The 15,947-nt window shown below is 66.4% G+C and carries 12 protein-coding genes and 5 pseudogenes; 4 read left to right on the forward strand and 13 right to left on the reverse strand.

Annotated features, from left to right (window positions below):
* Positions 1-2: 2 nt before the first annotated feature.
* Complete coding sequence (locus tag EDD90_RS11070; protein ID WP_123972852.1) at positions 3-455, forward strand: ArsR family transcriptional regulator; 453 nt, start codon at positions 3-5, stop codon at positions 453-455.
* A 296-nt stretch (positions 456-751) separates the two neighbouring features.
* On the opposite strand, the pseudogene EDD90_RS11075 reads toward EDD90_RS11070, so the two are convergent.
* Positions 752-1,663 (reverse strand): annotated as a pseudogene (locus EDD90_RS11075) (IS701 family transposase); the annotation flags it as partial.
* Between the two features lie 56 nt (positions 1,664-1,719).
* Between EDD90_RS11075 and EDD90_RS11080 the strand changes: the two are divergent.
* Positions 1,720-3,422 (forward strand): annotated as a pseudogene (locus EDD90_RS11080) (ISAzo13 family transposase).
* On the opposite strand, the pseudogene EDD90_RS11085 reads toward EDD90_RS11080, so the two are convergent.
* From EDD90_RS11085 to EDD90_RS11095, 3 genes and pseudogenes are all read right to left on the reverse strand, one after another.
* A pseudogene (locus EDD90_RS11085) lies at positions 3,401-3,721 on the reverse strand (transposase); the annotation flags it as partial. The pseudogenes EDD90_RS11080 and EDD90_RS11085 sit on opposite strands and share 22 nt — an antisense overlap.
* Before the next feature lie 93 nt (positions 3,722-3,814).
* Complete coding sequence (locus EDD90_RS11090) at positions 3,815-4,279, reverse strand: hypothetical protein (RefSeq protein WP_123972853.1); 465 nt, start codon at positions 4,277-4,279, stop codon at positions 3,815-3,817.
* A 285-nt stretch (positions 4,280-4,564) separates the two neighbouring features.
* Positions 4,565-5,745, reverse strand: a protein-coding gene (locus tag EDD90_RS11095; protein WP_123972634.1) for an IS3 family transposase whose coding sequence is annotated in 2 segments (ribosomal slippage) — positions 4,565-5,481 and positions 5,481-5,745 — 1,182 coding nt in all. Because the reading frame shifts where the segments join, the coding sequence is not laid out codon by codon here.
* A 66-nt stretch (positions 5,746-5,811) separates the two neighbouring features.
* Between EDD90_RS11095 and EDD90_RS11105 the strand changes: the two genes are divergently transcribed.
* Complete coding sequence (locus EDD90_RS11105) at positions 5,812-6,276, forward strand: hypothetical protein (RefSeq protein WP_123972854.1); 465 nt, start codon at positions 5,812-5,814, stop codon at positions 6,274-6,276.
* Positions 6,277-6,298: 22 nt separating this feature from the next.
* Here EDD90_RS11105 and EDD90_RS11110 read toward each other — a convergent pair.
* The 5 genes and pseudogenes from EDD90_RS11110 to EDD90_RS11125 form a co-directional block, all read right to left on the reverse strand.
* Positions 6,299-7,621: pseudogene (locus EDD90_RS11110) on the reverse strand (ISL3 family transposase); the annotation flags it as partial.
* 40 nt (positions 7,622-7,661) lie between these two features.
* The gene (locus EDD90_RS58985) at positions 7,662-8,138 is read right to left on the reverse strand and encodes a transposase family protein (RefSeq protein WP_398924325.1); all 477 of its coding nucleotides are present in this window, start codon (positions 8,136-8,138) and stop codon (positions 7,662-7,664) included.
* Positions 8,139-8,218: 80 nt separating this feature from the next.
* A complete protein-coding gene (locus tag EDD90_RS11115) occupies positions 8,219-8,881 on the reverse strand; it encodes a transposase (RefSeq protein WP_260327800.1) in 663 nt (220 codons plus the stop codon).
* Positions 8,882-9,111: 230 nt separating this feature from the next.
* Positions 9,112-9,879 (reverse strand): transposase, encoded by a 768-nt coding sequence (locus EDD90_RS11120; protein ID WP_123972613.1) that lies wholly within the window; start codon positions 9,877-9,879, stop codon positions 9,112-9,114.
* 23 nt (positions 9,880-9,902) lie between these two features.
* Complete coding sequence (locus tag EDD90_RS11125; RefSeq protein WP_123972612.1) at positions 9,903-10,334, reverse strand: hypothetical protein; 432 nt, start codon at positions 10,332-10,334, stop codon at positions 9,903-9,905.
* 905 nt (positions 10,335-11,239) lie between these two features.
* On the opposite strand from EDD90_RS11125, the gene EDD90_RS11130 reads away from it, so the two are divergent.
* Positions 11,240-12,484, forward strand: a complete 1,245-nt coding sequence (locus EDD90_RS11130) for a site-specific integrase (protein WP_123972856.1) — start codon at positions 11,240-11,242, stop codon at positions 12,482-12,484.
* 232 nt (positions 12,485-12,716) lie between these two features.
* Here the strand turns inward: EDD90_RS11130 and EDD90_RS11135 are convergent.
* From EDD90_RS11135 to alc, 4 genes and pseudogenes are all read right to left on the reverse strand, one after another.
* Positions 12,717-12,983 (reverse strand): annotated as a pseudogene (locus EDD90_RS11135) (ribonuclease domain-containing protein); the annotation flags it as partial.
* 150 nt (positions 12,984-13,133) lie between these two features.
* The gene (locus EDD90_RS11140) at positions 13,134-13,760 is read right to left on the reverse strand and encodes a dihydrofolate reductase family protein (protein WP_123972858.1); all 627 of its coding nucleotides are present in this window, start codon (positions 13,758-13,760) and stop codon (positions 13,134-13,136) included.
* A gap of 87 nt (positions 13,761-13,847) precedes the next feature.
* Positions 13,848-14,660: an AIM24 family protein gene (locus EDD90_RS11145; RefSeq protein WP_123972859.1), complete on the reverse strand. Its 813-nt coding sequence runs from the start codon at positions 14,658-14,660 to the stop codon at positions 13,848-13,850.
* Positions 14,661-14,818: 158 nt separating this feature from the next.
* Positions 14,819-15,931, reverse strand: a complete 1,113-nt coding sequence (gene alc, locus EDD90_RS11150) for an allantoicase (RefSeq protein ID WP_123972860.1) — start codon at positions 15,929-15,931, stop codon at positions 14,819-14,821.
* Positions 15,932-15,947: the final 16 nt, after the last annotated feature.

A 15,947-nucleotide genomic window follows, 5' to 3' on the forward strand; every position in this document is an offset into this window, starting at 1 on the left:
GCATGCCCGAGGTGCCGAAGGTGACCATGTACCGGCACGTCGCTGTGCTGGCCGAGGCGGGTTTCCTGGACGTGGCCGACGAGCAGCGGGTGCGCGGCACGGTCGAGCGGCACTACCGGTTGTGCCAGGACCGCCCGGTCGTCGATGCCGACGCCGCCGCGGTGATGACGCTGGAGGACCACCGCTGGGGCTTCGCCGCCGCCATGGCCGTGCTGATCGCGGAATTCAACGCCTACCTCGACCGCGACGGCGCCGACCCGGTGGCCGACGCGGTCTCCTATCGCCAGGGCACGCTCTGGCTCAGCCCGGACGAACTCGCCGAGATGACGGCTGAGTTGCGCGCGGTGCTAGGGCCTCGGCTGGCCAACCGGCCGGCGCCGGGCCGCACACCCTACCTGCTCAGCCCCATCCGCTTCCCCGTCGGTTTGCCGTCCCCCGACGAGGCGCGGCCTTGAAGGGACGGCGTTGCCTCTGAATGGCGTCTGGGCTCGTCCCCGTCCTGCGCGCGGGCGGCCCCTCCGCTGCGGCGGTTCAGCGCAGTTCGCCTGGGCGCAGGTGGGGAACGAAGGCGAGCAGGTCTGGGACCAGGAAGATCACCCCCGGGGAGATTCAAGGCTCTGGCCGCAGTTCCGTGAACGATCTTGAAGGTGAGCGTCAATGCCGGAATGCTGACCCATGTGGAGAGCAATGGTGCAGATAGGTTGACGTCAATCCAGGATGCCCTTAGTACTCCAGCCGTAGATCGTGATCTTCACGCTCGGGCGGTTTGTCGCCGGTAGTGGCTGGCCTGGGATCGGGCCTGGTGGCGGCGTCGCCAGTCGGACCAGCCGAGCCGGTGGGCGAGGCCTTGGACAGGTCGGATGACGAGCGTAATGAACAGGCGCTGGATCTCGTTGCAGGTGAGCGGTATGAGGTCGTCGGGGGCGGGGTGGCGGGTGTGTTCGTCGGCACGGACGACGGCGAGGAAGGCCTGCGCGAGCATGGCCAGGGTGACCCAGCGGGACCACGATCTATAGCGGCGGACCTGGTGTTCGGCCAGGGCGGCCAGACCCTTGCCGGCCTGGAAGAACTCCTCCACTCGCCATCTTGATCCAGCGACGCGCACCAGCGTGGTCAGCGGCACCGATGTCGGCGAGTAGCAACGGTAGTAGGCGTGTTCGCCGGTGCTGCGGTTACGGCGAATCAGCAACTGGCAGCTGCGGGTGTCGGCGAGGTCGATGACCGCCCAGTCGTAGAAGCGGTGGCCCTTGGCGCCGGCCCCGGCGGAGAGCTTCTGCCAGGCCCGTTTGGGCACCTTCTTGGCCAGGGTGTCCGCGCGGAACTTCCCGGCCTGCGTGACGGCTTCGTGTGAGCAGGCCACCGCGAGGACGTAGCCAATGCCGCGTTCCTCCAGGGCGCCTCGCAGCTTCGGGTTGCCGCCGTACACCTCGTCGCCCGCGACCCAGGCGGCCCGGCGGCCGGCATCCAGGAACCGGGCGACCATGTGAGCGGCCAGTTCCGGCTTGGTGGCGAAGGCAGCGTCCTCGCCGAGCCCGGCGGCGCGGCAGCGGTCGGGGGCGGAGGTCCAGGAGCGCGGGACGTACAGTTCCCGGTCCACCGCAGCATGCCCACGCTGACCTGCGTAGACCAGGTAAACGGCAACTTGGGCGTTCTCGATTCTGCCTGGGGCCCGTATTTCAATAAGTGCTCGGCAGAGGGGTGTTGGTGGGAGTCTGAGATGTGACTCCGTGTCTGTCAGACCGCGTTGCCGCTCGTGCTCTGCGGGCCAAGTTCGATCAGATCCTGCCGCACTTCGATGAGCGCCGCCGTCGGTTGTACCTGGCCAGTGAGGCTACGGCCCTCGGCCGCGGCGGGATCGTCCGGGTCGCCGCCGCCTCCGGCACCAGCACTGCAACCATCACGCGAGGCATGGCCGAGTTGGCCGGTTGCTCCTCACCGACCCTGCGGGTCCGGGCTCCAGGTGCGGGCCGCAAGCGGCTGACAGATACCGACCCTGGTCTGCTGCCCGCACTGGAGTCGCTGATCGAGCCGCACACCCGAGGCGACCCCGTCTCCCCGTTGCGGTGGACCACGCTGTCGTTACGGGCCCTGGCCTCAACCCTCACCACACAGGGCCACCCGATCAGCGCTTCAACCGTCGGACACCTGCTGCACACCCTGGGCTACAGCCTGCAGGGAACCGCGAAGACAACAGAGGGCATCAGCCATCCGGACCGCGATGCCCAGTTCACCCACCTCAATGCCACCGCCGCCGCGTTCCTCGACGATGCCCAGCCGGTGATCAGCGTCGACACCAAGGCCAAGGAATGGCTCGGCAACCGGGACCGGCCCGGTCGCGCCTGGCGGCCGGGCAAGAACGCGATCAAGGTGGACTGCCACACGTTCACCACCAACGACCAGCCCATGGCGATCCCCTACGGGATCTACGACATCGCCAACAACAGCGGATGGGTCAACGTCGGCACCGACCACGACACCGCCCAGTTCGCGGTGGAGTCCATCCGACGCTGGTGGCAGCACCGCGGACGGGCGGACCACCCGAATGCCGGCAGGCTCCTGATCACCGCCGACTCCGGCGGCTCCAACGATCCCCGCCGCTGGACCTGGAAAAGCAACCTTGCCACCTTCGCACGAGAGAGCGGCCTGGAGATCACGGTCTGTCACCTACCGCCGGGGACTTCGAAGTGGAACAAGATAGAGCACCGGATGTTCTGTCACATCACCGCGAACTGGCGAGGGCGGCCGCTGACCAGCTACCAGGTCGTCCTCGAGACCATCGCCGCCACAACCACCAGGACCGGCCTGACCATCGGGGCCGAACTGGACACAGGCTGCTACGACCTCGGCATCAGCATCACACCCGCCGAGTTCCACGCCCTTCCGATCACACCCCACGCCTTCCACGGTGACTGGAACTACACACTGTCTCCCGTTCCACCGCGAGCGCCAAGCGCGCCGGCAACGACACACCGGACCGACCCGGCCCTGACCGCGATGCTCACCGATCCGGCCCTGACCGGCATGTCACGAACCGCCTTCGAGTATTTGGTGGCGGTCTCGGAGCCTTTCTGGGACGCCTTGGCCGAGGCAGCATTCCAGCGTCGCTTCCACCGCCCGCGCAGCTACCGCCACCCACAGACCAGCAGCGTGGACCACACCCACCGACTCCTGGCAGCCATCCTGCGCCGCCGCAGAGTAGTGACCATGACGTTCCTGGCCCAACTACTGGGCGTCAACCGCACCAACCTGTCCATCCAGTACCAGGACGCACAACGGCTCCTAGACCTGCACCGGATCCTCGTCACGCCGATACCCGGATCGCCCGCCCGCACAATGGAACAGCTACACGCCCGAACAGCCCCCGCGGAAACCCGTCCCTGACAGTTATTGAAATACGGGCCCCTGCAGTGCCGGTGTACTGACGCTGGACGCCGACCGTGTCGGTGCCCTTTTTCACGTCTCCGGTCTCGTCGACCACGAGGATTGCCTGGTCGTCGTGCAGATGCTCCACCACGTAGTCGCGCACGTCGTCACGGACGGCGTCGGCGTCCCACTTGGCCCGCCCGAGGAGGTGCTGCATGCCGTCCGGGGTGGCCTCCCCAGCCCATTCGGCGATGGTCCAGCAGTTCTTGCGCGGCAGGTCCGACAGGAGCCCGAGTACCAATCGTCGGGCCCGACGTCGGGGCTCGACCCGCTTGAACCGGCCGGCGATCCGACCCATCAGGTCCTCGAAGGACTCCTGCCAACGCGCGGGGTCTGCGCTGGCGTCCGAGGCTGGCGCTTGATCATTGATTGTCCACACAACGGGAAATGATCAAGCGCCGCCTCGTCCTCGTGCGCGCCATCGGACCCAGTAGTCGACCCCATCTACCCGGTAGCGGTCCCCGCCGTCGAACCGCCACTCGGCAACCAGCAACTTCGCCTCTGCAGGCGCTTGGCGGTGCGGGGTGAGCATTGCCGTCAGCTCGTCATACCGGGCGTTGATACCTCCATGACCAGGATGACGATCGATCCCGGCAGTTCCTGCGTCGTAGCACTGGTTCCACCCGATGAAGATCGTCCACTGTTCGCGCTCCAGCGCGACCAGGGCCCCGTCCACCGGCCATACAAAGTACTCGTCCGGAGCAACGGAGAAGTCGACATCGTGGCACTGGAAGTAGTGGGGTACTCCATCGATGTCGACAAGCCCAGCGCGGGGGCCGTCGTACCAGTCCAACTCGGCGTATATATGCTCGAATCCGTCAGCGACCAGCTGCCGTTCGTCCCAGATCTCAGCCACGTGCGCAGGCTACCGGCGACTGACCTCCGCTTACGTGATCACGATCTACAGCTGGAGTATTAGGCGGGTGTTGTCACAGCCCGTGTCGTGTCTGGTTACCGCCGCATCTCAAGTCACCGTTGAGCCCGCCGAATGCTGGGATCTCCCCGATGACGACCGGACTGCTCTGCGGGAGTGGGGCTTGCCGCGGCTGCCACTGTTCACGCCCTGCCCTCAGCCCAGCGCCGTCCCCACACTCCTTCTGAGGGGCCTCGCGTTTTCCGGACAGGCTTCTGACCGTTTATTTCACGCAGCGATTCGCAACTTCTCGTACGCGGCATGAACTTCGCGCGGAGGGCGGTAACCCACCGCCGAGTGGAGGCGTTTGCGATTGTACCAGAATTCGATGTAACGAGTGATGTCCTGCCGGGCGGCCTCGCGTGTCAGGTAAGTTACGCGTGATACGCGCTCGTTCTTCAGGGCGCCGAAGAATGATTCGGCCATGGCATTGTCGAAACAGATCCCGGTTCGGCCGGCAGATCTGCGGAGCCCGAAGCGGTTCAGCGTCCTCCCGAACTCGGCTGACATGTAGTTACTTCCGCGATCCGAGTGAAATATCGCGTCGGCTGAGAGGTTCCTGTTCCGTGCCGCGTTACGGATTGCTCTGGATATCAGTGAGGTTTGGTAGTGGTCGTCCATCGCGTAACCGATGACTTCCTTCGTGCAGCAGTCGATGACCGTTGCCAGGTACAGCCAGCCTTCGCCGGTCGCGACATAGGTGATGTCACCGACGAGCTTCTCGCCGGGCGCATCTGCAGTGAAGTCGCGGCCGACGAGGTCCGGCACCTGGCCGGCCGCAGCCTGAGTGAGGTTGAACCTCTTCGGCCGTGGCAGGCAGGGCACCAGGCCCAGTTCGCGCATGAGGCGGCGGACCAACTCCACGCCTGCGGCGACGCCCCAGCGATGCAGCTGGGCCTGAATGCGCCGGTGCCCGTAGGTGCTGTCGGACATGTCGAAGGATTTCTCGATGAGCAATTTCAGTTCTTCGCGCCGCTGGGCTGTCGCGGATTCCGGGCGGGATCGCCAGTCGTAGTAGCCGGATCTGGAGACGCCGAGTCGGCCGCACATGAACTCGACGCTGTATGCGTACTTCTCGGTGTCGAGCCGCATCTCGTCGATGAACTCGTACTTGCTTGCTACCGAGGATCCTTCGCGAAGTACGCTGCGGCTTTTTTCAGGAAGGTAACTTCCATCTCCAGCTCGCGGTTGCGTCGTTCGAGTTCCTTCAGGCGTGCCCGCTCGTTCACCGTCAGTTCCGCATCGGGGGCTGGTTCCTGCTGCTTCTGGTATTTCTTCACCCAGCCGCGTAGCGTCTCCGAGTTCAGCTCAAGCTCCCGGGCGACTTCGGAGATCGTCTTGCTTGACCTCAACGTGATCTGGACGGCTTCCTCGCGGAACTCCGGCGAGTACTTACTGGGTGGCGCCACTTAGTCCTCGTTTCCTTGTTCAGGACAACCCTATTGGGTGCCTGTCCGGAAACCTCGTGGCCCCTCATGCCCAACCGTGCCGGCGAGTACGAGCGCCGCCTGGTCAAGGACGGAGTACGGCTCTACGAAATGGGCTATTGGGGGCCCGATGCGAGCAGCTTCGTGGTCGCCGTGGTTCCCGGAGAGGGGCGGGTGCTCTGTCTTCTCCCCGCGCCAATCACAGTCGACGATCTGCCGGAGGTTCTTCGGCCGTACCACCAGGGGCTTCACAAGCCTGCGGTGTCCTTCTTCAGCTCTTCGGTCGCGCAGTACGTCGAGACGGCCTGGCGGTGGCATGCAGCCCTGCAGATCCTTCAGCAGATAGAGGAGCCTGAGTTCACAGTCGGAGAGGCGGAATACCTGCGCCACCACGACCGTCTCTACTCACTCGTGGAGCTTGTGGTGGATGCGGTAGGACGTATCGATCCTGCGGCTGAAGGGGAAGGCCTGCCTTCGGTCTGGATCGAACTGATCCGTGAGAACTCGGTTTGATGGTTGGTCGTACTTCCGACAGTCACGGCTGAATAAGGATCCGGACCCGGAGGAGTTCGAACGAGGCTCGGCCGTACATAGCTCGCTTGAGTGTTTTCACCCGGTTTACATGTCCTTCGACGACCCCGGAGCTCCAGGGCAGGGTCAGACCGGCGGTCACTGCATCGAGGTCCTGGCGGAGGAAGCCGGCGAAGCCCTTCATGGGCTTCGGAGCGTCCTGCTCGGCCTGCCGGATCCACTCCAGCAGCAGGTATCCGCGTTGGTGGCGAACCAGGTCGGCCAACGCCCGAGCGAGATCGCAGGCCCGGGTGATGTCCGGGCAGGCGAGCCGGACTTGCAGGAGCCGCTCGTCCTGGCTGTCGGTGAGCGTCTCCCGGGGCCGCATGATCCACGAGGTGATCTTGCGAGGGCTCGGGATGTCGGCCCGGACCGGTTCGGCGGTGCCAGCACGAAGGGCGGCGAGGTGCTTGCGGACGACCTGGCGGCTGCCCCGGTAACCGCGGGCCTGGATCTCCAGGAACAGCCCGGTGCCGCTGACCTGGCCTTGTGCTTCAGTGAAGCGGGCGTTGAGGTACGCCTTGAAAGGCTCCAGGACGCCGTTGGGGCGGCGCTCGCGGGCGGAGGCCAGCAACTCGTCGAGGTCGGTGTCGCGGAAGCGGCGCACGGTCTTGCGGTCGAGGTTCAGCCGGCGGCCGATGGCGCTGATCGTCCAGCGTTTCTCCAGCAGGCGGTGGATGTCCTCGTAGCGATGGCGGGTGCGTTCGATGATCTGGGTGCGGGGCAGTTCCGCGGGCGGTAACAGCATCGGGGGCGGTTCCGGCCCCTCGGTCACTGTCTCCTCCTCGGCGCGTTTGCGCAGGCAGTCGCGGTGCTGGTGGCAGGTCTTCTCCACTGCGGCGGACAGGTTCTGAAGCAAATGCCAGCGGTCTGCGACTTCGAGGGCATCGGGGGCGGCTTCCCTGACCGCCTTGGTGTAGGCGGTGGCCCGATCCCGGCAGATGATCTCGGCACCGGGATGCTCGGTGAGCCAGGCCGCGAACGTCTCCGAGGTGCGGTCGGGCAGCACGTCCACGACCCGGCCGGCCTCGACATCGACCAGCACGGTGCCATAGGTGCAGCCCTTGCGGAAGGCGAACTCGTCCACCCCCAGCACCCGCGGCGCACGGTCCGGCACCGCCGGCGCCGTCAGCAGCCTGAGCAGCCGGGTCCGCCCCGCGACCAGCCGCAGGCGGCGACACAACCGCGCGGCCGGACGGCCGCCCAGTTCCACCGCGATCGACCGCAGCCACCCCGTCAGTCCGGTGCTGGAACGGCGGTGCCGCTCTGACAGGCCCGACACCTGCTCGACAAACGTCTTAGGGTGTAGCTCCTTTCAAGGGACGGCCCTACCTGCATGAACTGCGGCTTGGCGCGCGACCGGGTGATCGAACCGGGTCTCCAGGAGGGCATCGCCGCGATCCGTGACTTCCAGGCAGTCGATCTTGATCCGGCCCCGAGCGTGACCTGGCGGTTTCGAAACGATCTATGCGGTGCTCAGCCCGGCCGGTCAGGCAAATGCCCAGCTCAGCCTGTCCCTTGAAAGGAGCTACACCCAACGTCTTACGGGAACAGTTCTTCCGGTCGCAGAAGTACCCGCGGACCCGCAGCCGGACTATGACCCTGCGAGGTCCCAACGGCCTTTCATTCAGGGCTCGTTGATACGTGCTGTGTATGCGCCCCGCCTGTTTCCGGCAGGCCGGGCACCGGCCCGGGCTGGCGATTGACACGGCCTCCACCACGAGGACGTCGGAGGAGACGCTGACGCTCTCCACTCGCACATCGATCCCGGGAAACAGCACAGCCTCGAACGTCTTGCTTACCATGCCGGGACATACTCTGCCGAAACGATCCCTCGCTCACCTCGGTGACCTGGGGATTCACGGAACTGCGGACAGAGCCAGATTCAAATATCCCCAACAGTTTGCCGGCGCCGGTTGCCGTGGTGGACGAGCCAGGCGACGGCGCGTTCGACGGGGGGTCGCCAGCGGCGGTAGTCGGCCTGCCAGCCGGGATCGGTGGCGGCCTGGTGGCGGGCGGCTGCGAGCCGGTCGTAGTGGGGGCGGATGGTCAGGATGCGTCCGGCCTCGGCTTTGGTGCACCGTTCACGCAGGGGGCATCCGGTGCATAAGTCCCCGAAGGAGGCTTTGCGCTGGTGGTGCTGCCCGCCGGGGACGGACAGAGCCACGGTGTGTCCGGCCGGGCAGGTCACAGTGGCGGTGGTGGTGTCGATGGTGAAGTCGTCGAGGGTGTAGCCGCCGGGGACGGCGGGCCGCAGTGGTGCGGGCTTGAGGAACAGCCGGTGCCCGGCTTCGTGGAGGGCCTGGCGGGCGTCCCCGGTGGAATAGGCGGTGTCACCGAAGGCGTCCACCGGGGTGTCCTCGTCGGCGAGCAGGTCCTGGCCCACAGCGGCCTCATGGTGCTCGGGCCCGGCGCCGGGCGTGAGGGCGACGGCGGTGCATAAGCCGGTCTCGGTGAGTGGGCCGGGGAGACGGTCGGGCCGGATGTGTGGGAGACCTGCCGGGAGTTGATCCCGGCCGGGAGTGTGTTCGCGTTCCGGGCGCTGCATCAGGTTTGAAGGGTACGGCCGTCATCCGTAGGTAGATCAAGCCTCACTCCCCCGCATCCGATGGCGCGAGGAGTGCAGTTCGCCCCACCATGCGCACGCTCGGATCCCGAAGGATACCAACGACCCACGTGCGCTCCCCTCGCCGTCGACCGTATGGCGTCTAAGGGCTGTCCCGTAAATGATCTTCCGGCTGGTCGGGACGTGCTCGACCTCGGAACGGTCGGGCTCGCCTATCCGGCGAGGGTGAGGTTGTGCAGGCGGGCGATGCCGAGCATGGCGTGGTGGACACCGTCACCGCGGAGGCGGCAGTCGCGGAGGATCTTGTAGGTCTTCATGCGGGCGAAGCAGTGCTCGACGCGGGCGCGGACCTGCTTGTGTGACTTATTGTGAGCCTGCTTCCACTCAGGCAGTTCCTCGCCCTTGCGGCGACGGTGCGGCATCACCAGTCCGGTGCCCGGGTAACCGCCGTCGGCAATCGTCGTGGTGTTGCCGACCGCGGTCTTCGCGCCGGATTCCGCCCAGGCCCGGCAGTCATTGCGATTGCCCGGCAGTGGTCGGCCGACGACCACGACCAGGCGAGTGTCGGCGTCGATGACTACCTGGTGGTTGGTGGAGTAGCGGTAGTTCTTCGACTGCTCGGCGACCTTGTGATCGCGGGTGGGCACCAGGGTGCCGTCCACGATCAGCACGGCGTCTTTGGCGAACCGCCGGCGCGGCTGCAGGGCCAGCCTCGGCCCGAGGTCATCGATCATCCGGTCGGCGGCCGACTTCGACACGCCGAACAACGGGGCCAACTGCCGCATGGTCAGATTCGTCCGCCAGTACGCGGCCACCAGCAGCACCCGGTCCTCCAGCGGCAGCCTCCACGGTCGGCCCCGCCGGCACGCGTCGGCACCCTCGCGACGCAGTTGGATCACCAACTTGCCGAACGCACGCGGGCTCAGCCCGGTGAAGGGGGCTATCCAGGACGGCTCGGCCGCCGTGATCACACCAGCCACATCCAAGATCATCCCATCGGCGGTCAGCCGGTCACTTGCAGGTCCCCGCCCCAACTGCCGCATTCAACAGTGCCGGTGGCGAAGCAGACCTTCAGGCCGACCCGTCCGGTGCGGGCGTCAAACCTCTGGTCCACCGCGAGGATGACCTCTCCCAGGTAGTCGGCAAACGGTGTCCCGCGTTCACTCGACACCACCTCGACCCGGCTGCTCTCACCAAGGTCGTATCCCGCGTGGGGTGCCTCCTCATCCGTGATCAGGCACCAGTCGGAGCCGGTCGTGATGTGGAAGTAGCCACCAAGTTCGTCGACGAGCCAGATCTCCAGCGGGCCGGCAGCATCCTCGGAGTCGTGCCGGTGCCAGGCGGCCACCACCTGCTGCACGCGGCGTCCAGTCAGGCGGTCGGGGTTCGCCCCCGCGCCATGCAGCGGACACTCGTGCGGTTCGGTCGGTATCACCCGCAGACCGTACCTGTTGTCGAGCAGCAGGTCACAGAGATTACGGGACAGCCCTTAGCTAGCACGTGACGCGGCACCGCCGTACCGAATAACGAAGGCCTCGACGTGTCACGCACGCCGACCTGCACAGATGAGGCCATGGCGACGGACCACCCCACAGAGTGGCGCGCTCTCTGGATTGCACCTACTTACGCGCAGGAAACGGATCCCCTGGACTTCGGCGCCAAGATCTTGGCTCCGAGCCCTGGGCGCCGGCACCTCCCGGCGCGCAGTCGCACACAATTTTATAAACAAGCGTAGATGAGATTCTAGTTTTTATCATGACAATCATCGCGAATCACACTTGTTACAACCAGCCGTCTTGAGCTACCGTCAACCGCGTTCGTAAACACCTGTAGATGGCTGGGTCTGGCGCACTCAGAGCGGAAGCCATTCGCCTGGCCGCAGCCGCCTGGAGGTGCGGCATGTGACTACGGGAGGCGCGACCTTGTCCGAAAGCAGGCTCACGTTCAAGCGGCCCCCTGCTCCGAACTCACCCGGAATATCACTCCGGTGCTGCGATGAGTAAAACAAATGACGCACCCGAGACCTCTACATCCGATTCCCCAGATCGATATATGATGCCTCGCGAAGTGGAACACCGACTCGGCATTTCGCCTTCAACTAGACGCCGGTGGACAAATCGCGGTCTGCTGAGCGCTTACCCTCTTGGCCCGTATTATCGCCCAGGTCCAGGAGAAAATCGGGAAGGGAACCGTAATGGCAGTCGGGTGCGCTACAGCGAAAAGCAGGTCACTGACCTGTTCGAGCGCATCAAGAAGGGAGAACTCGCACGCTCGCCCAAGCCATTGGATCCGTAGGATGTTCAGGCTGAGGAAACGTTGGATCTCTCAAGGGAGGGATATATGGCCGAGTCCGACGCACCGTTTGACCGCTGGCACAAGAAGTATCCGAAACCGGGTGACGTGTCGTGCAGATGCGGCACGAAGAAGAACCCGCTGTACCCGTCCGCCGACCATGGACGGGGTCTGCAGTGGCAGGCTCGCTACACGGATCCGGACGGCAAGCCGCGCCGGCCGACGTTCGAAACGTGGGAGAAGGCCCGGGATCACCTGGACGAGATACGCGTAGCTCTGCGCAGTAACTCGTGGGTGGATCCCGAGCCCGGGAAGAAGACCGTAGCATTCTATGCGGACGAGTTGATCGCGCGCCGGAAAAGGAAAAAGAAGAACTACAACACGACCAAGAACTACGAGAGCCATCTCCATTCCCACATCAAGCCGTTCGCGGGAACCAGACCTGCTCAGACGCTGACCCGGCGGGACACCATGGCCTTCATCGATTTCTTGCTGGATCGGCCGGGCCTCAACGAGGCATCCAGCGTGATCCAGGTGTACAAGACCTGGCGCATCCTCATGAACTACATGGTCGACGCAGATGCCCCCTTGCCCGCCAACATCTGTGCACGGATCGAACTCCCAGATGTCGATCCGCGGGTCAGTGTCGCGTTGTCACCGGAACAGGTGGCAGATCTTGCCGCAGCGATGAGTCAGGTGGCGCCGAGACTGGAGATCCTGGTGTGGATTGGCGCCTGCGCCGGGCTTCGCAAGGGGGAGGCGTTCGGGCTCACCAAGGACGCCGTGGACTGGGATCAGGATCTGCTCTACGTGAGGGAGCAGCGGCAGGACGGCAGGTCTGCAAAGCTCAAGACCAGGACCAGCTATGCCACGCTACCGGTTGATCACTTCTTGATCGTGCGTTTGAAGGAGCACGTGGAGACCTTCCCCCAGGTGGCGCCGGTCTGCGCGGAGACCGCGCGCCAGCGGAGAGCCAGGGGTTATGTTCCGCCGGCAGATGAGGGTCTGATCGTGACCAACCGTCTCGGCCGCCCCCTCAAGCGGGAGGCTTTCCGGCACTACTGGAAGGCTGCCGTGGAGTTGGCGGGTCTTCCCGGCGAAACTCGGTTCCACGACCTGAAGCACTTCTACACGACGCGTCTGGGCTCGTCCGGCGACTTCGACCCTAAGACGGTTCAGGCGCTGTCGCGTCATGCGGAGTTCTCGGAGACGTGGGACACGTACGCCCATCCCCCCCTGGCTGTCCAGGGCGTCAAGGTCAGGACCTTCGGCTCCCTGTTCGCCGCGGCGTGACTCGCGTCCGCTGCGGTCTGGTCGGCCGCGGTGCGGGGACTTGACCCGACCCGACCTTGTTGTGCAAGACTCACTGTCAGTTCGAGGCTACCCATCGCAGCGCGAGGGGGTGCCGGTCCGTGGAACGACCGGTGCACTCGATTCGACCCCGATTCGACCCCGTGAGTGCCGACAGAGCGGATCAATGCTCTGAGCAGGGAAGATGGGGTGCGGCGGAGGCTACGGGTCTTTACTCGTGGTAGTAGCCGCTGGGCTCGCTGGGCAGGACGCCCTCCGAGTTACGGAAGACGGTGCCGTCCTGCGAGTACGGGAACGGACCGTCCGACGCGATCAGGTCGAGCGTGTCGTACGCCTGCGACGGCAGGTCGCTGTAGCAGATGCTGCCGACCGAGCTGGCAGCCGCGTCCGCCGTGGTGGCGGTGACGGTGCCGCCGACGAGGAGGGCGGACAGGAGGGCGCCGGCGGCGCCGATACGGGTGATTCGTGGGGGGAATCTCATGGCCCCATGATGACGCGCGTAGACAGTGGCATGTCAATGACAAGTCTGAAGAATTTCCCGTCAAGTCCCCTTCGTTTTCAGGAAGTTAACCTGGGGCCCGCCGACTTCACCGGGCGGGCCCCACACTTCACGGAGGTCACGGCGCCGCCGTCAGGCGTTCTGCTCCGCGATGTACGAGCCGTAGTCGGGGCGCCCCGCGATGTCGTACGACTGGATGGAGACGCCCGCCGCTGTGATCCGCCCGCCGGTGTGCCGGAACTTCGTCGGTACGGCGCCCTCCTGGAAGAAGCGGCGGCCGGTGCCCAGGACGACCGGGAAGGTCAGCAGGTGGAGGGTGTCCACGAGGCCGAGGTCCAGCAGGGAGCGGACCAGGGCGCCGCTGCCGTGCACCTGGAGCTCGCCGTCGGTGCGCTCCGTGAGGGCTGTGACCTCCTTGGCGAGGTCGTCGGAGAGGACCGTGGTGGCGGACCACCCCCGGTCGGTCAGGGTCGCGGACGGGACGTACTTGGGCAGCGCGTTGAGCTTGGCCGCGATCGGGTTGGCGGGGTCGGTGATCTTCGGCCAGTAGGACGCGAAGATGTCATAGGTACGGCGGCCGAGCAGAAAGGCGCCGGCCCGCCCGAAGACCTCGGCGACGAACCGGCCGAAGTCCTCGTCGCCGTAGGTGAAACTCCAGCCGCCGTGCGTGAAGCCGCCGCCGGGGTCCTCCTCGGGGCCACCGGGCGCCTGGTAGACGCCGTCGAGGGTGACGAACATGGTGGAGACGAGCTTGCCCATGAGGGGTGCCTGCTTCCTGGGGTGGGGTCTGTTGTCATCGGTTCAGACCCCGCTCGCACCCGCGACTCATCGGTGGGGCGCCGGCGCTCACCCCGTGTGCGTCGAGAACAGTCCGCCCGTCGGGCCCTGCTTGTCGCCGCCCTGGGCCTTCTTCAGGGCGTTGGCGAGGCTCTCGATGGTGAGGGACTGCAGGATCACCCGGCCGTTGCCCTCCAGGGTGGCGAGCGAGAGGCCCTCGCCGCCGAAGACGGCGTTCATGATGCCCTGTCGGTTGAGGCCGCCGACGCGCTGGACGCCGTACTGGATGCCCTCCTCGAAGGCGACGACACAGCCCGTGTCGACCTCGATACGGCCGCCGAAGTCGGCGGGGTTGAGGTCGATGAAGTTGCCCGCACCGGCGATGATCACCGTGCCGTGGCCGGTGAACTTCTCCAGGATGAAACCCTCGCCGCCGCTCATCCCGGTGCGGCCGCCGGCGAAGGCGATGCCGAACTCGACGGTGGACTCGGCGGCCACGAAGGCGTCCTTCTCGGCGAACCACGCGCGCGTGCCGTCGAGTTCCAGCGCGCGCATCTCGCCGGGGAGTACGCCCGCGAAGCCGACCGTGCCCTGGCCGCCCTGGGAGGTGAAGTACTGGAACGCCAGCGACTCACCGGCGAGCATGCGCTGGCCGACCTGCATGGCGGTGCCCATGGCCTGCCGGAGCATGCCGCCCATACCGCCGCCCCCGCCCTGCGGCTGACCGCCGTTGCCCGACGGCCCGCTCAGCCGGGTCTCCATGGTCACGTTCGTCGTCTTGAACAGGAACTTGCCGGCCTCGCAGTAGACGGTCTGGCCGGGGTGCAGGTTGACGACCGCCATCTGCATGGCGTTGCCGACGATTTCTTGCTGAAGGGTCACGGGGGAACAACGTAGCGGGTGGCCCGACGGTTCCCTTTGCCCGCCCGCCCACTCGACTCGGTCGCTTGAGAAGCGACCGTCTCAGAGATCGGGCGAGCCACCGGTTTTCGAGCTCGCTTCCCGAGAAGCCGAGTCCGGCGGTGGGCGGGAGATGCCGGTCAGGACAGTTCGCGGTGCCTTGTCGCCAGCGCTGCCGCTCCCGTCTCCGTCGGGGACCCGAACAACCGCAGACGTGAGATCCCGCCGTCCGGGAAGACGTCCACGCGCGCGTGCGTGCCGACGGCGGGGGAGGCCAGCACGAAGCGGTGGTTCGTGTCCGGCTGGAGGCGGGTGCGGGGGACGATCTCGCGCCACTCGCCGTCCTCGCCGTCCTTCACCGACACCGACGCCCAGCCCGCGCTGTTGCCCTTCAGGTACGCCGTGTCGATCTCGAGGGAGCGGATCTGGGACTGGGCCGTCAGACGGTAGCGGATCCAGTCATGGCCCCGATCGCGGCGACGGCGGGTCTCCCAGCCGTCGTCCATCTTGCGGGAGCGGCCCGGCTGGATGGTGTTGGTGGCCGGCGAGTAGAAGAGGTCGGACGCGTCCTCGACCTGGCCGCCGTTCTCCAGGGCGACCACGTCGAAGGTGCCCAGCGCGGCCAGCCACCCCGGGTCCGGCACGACCTCGCCGTGGACGCGCAGGCGTGCGATGCCGCCGTCGGGGTGCTGGTTGACGCGGAGGTGGGTGAAGCGCTGCTCGACGGAGACGGTGAAGCCGTTCGCCGCGTGGCCGCCCACCGGGGTGCGCGGGACGAGGGGCGTCCACTTCACGTCGTCGGCCAGCAGGTCCTCCGGAGACGGGGAGCCGGGCACGCACGCGCCCTCGACGGACACCGCCTGCGGGTAGTTGCCGCGGAAGTGGGCCGTGTCGACGACGATCCCGCGGACCACGCCCGGTGCGCCGAGGCGGACCAGCGCCCAGTCGTGGTCCTCGGCGGCCGGCCAGGGCTGCTCGGCGGAGGCGCCGCGCCGACGGCGGGTCTCCCAGCCGTCCATGATCTTGCCCTTGTGCCCGAAGTGCTCGGGGTCGAACTCGGCTCGTCCGGGCACCAGCAGGTTCTCCCGCTGGGCGAAGAACTCGTCGTTGGCGGCGATGACCCCGCCGCCGAGCCGCCGGTCGGCGAGGTCGGCGTACCGGGTGAAGGGGAAGTCGGCGGTGCGGTAGTCCGCGTACGGGTCGCCGCCGGCGTAGGGGTGCGCGTCGCCGGTGAAAGTCGGGATCGCCGTCAAAGGTCTTCCTTTCGGG

This window comes from Streptomyces sp. Ag109_O5-1 (assembly GCF_003814875.1).
In the GTDB taxonomy this organism is placed as follows: domain Bacteria; phylum Actinomycetota; class Actinomycetes; order Streptomycetales; family Streptomycetaceae; genus Streptomyces; species Streptomyces sasae.

What these genes read in the sequence shown, in the direction of transcription:
- EDD90_RS11130 (WP_123972856.1), top strand. Translation starts at nt 11,240, where the DNA reads ATGGCCGAGTCCGACGCACCGTTTGACCGCTGGCACAAGAAGTATCCG.
- EDD90_RS11070 (WP_123972852.1), top strand. Translation starts at nt 3, where the DNA reads ATGCCCGAGGTGCCGAAGGTGACCATGTACCGGCACGTCGCTGTGCTG.
- EDD90_RS11140 (WP_123972858.1), bottom strand. Translation starts at nt 13,760, where the DNA reads ATGGGCAAGCTCGTCTCCACCATGTTCGTCACCCTCGACGGCGTCTAC.
- EDD90_RS11105 (WP_123972854.1), top strand. Translation starts at nt 5,812, where the DNA reads ATGCCCAACCGTGCCGGCGAGTACGAGCGCCGCCTGGTCAAGGACGGA.
- EDD90_RS11115 (WP_260327800.1), bottom strand. Translation starts at nt 8,881, where the DNA reads ATGCAGCGCCCGGAACGCGAACACACTCCCGGCCGGGATCAACTCCCG.
- EDD90_RS58985 (WP_398924325.1), bottom strand. Translation starts at nt 8,138, where the DNA reads ATGGTAAGCAAGACGTTCGAGGCTGTGCTGTTTCCCGGGATCGATGTG.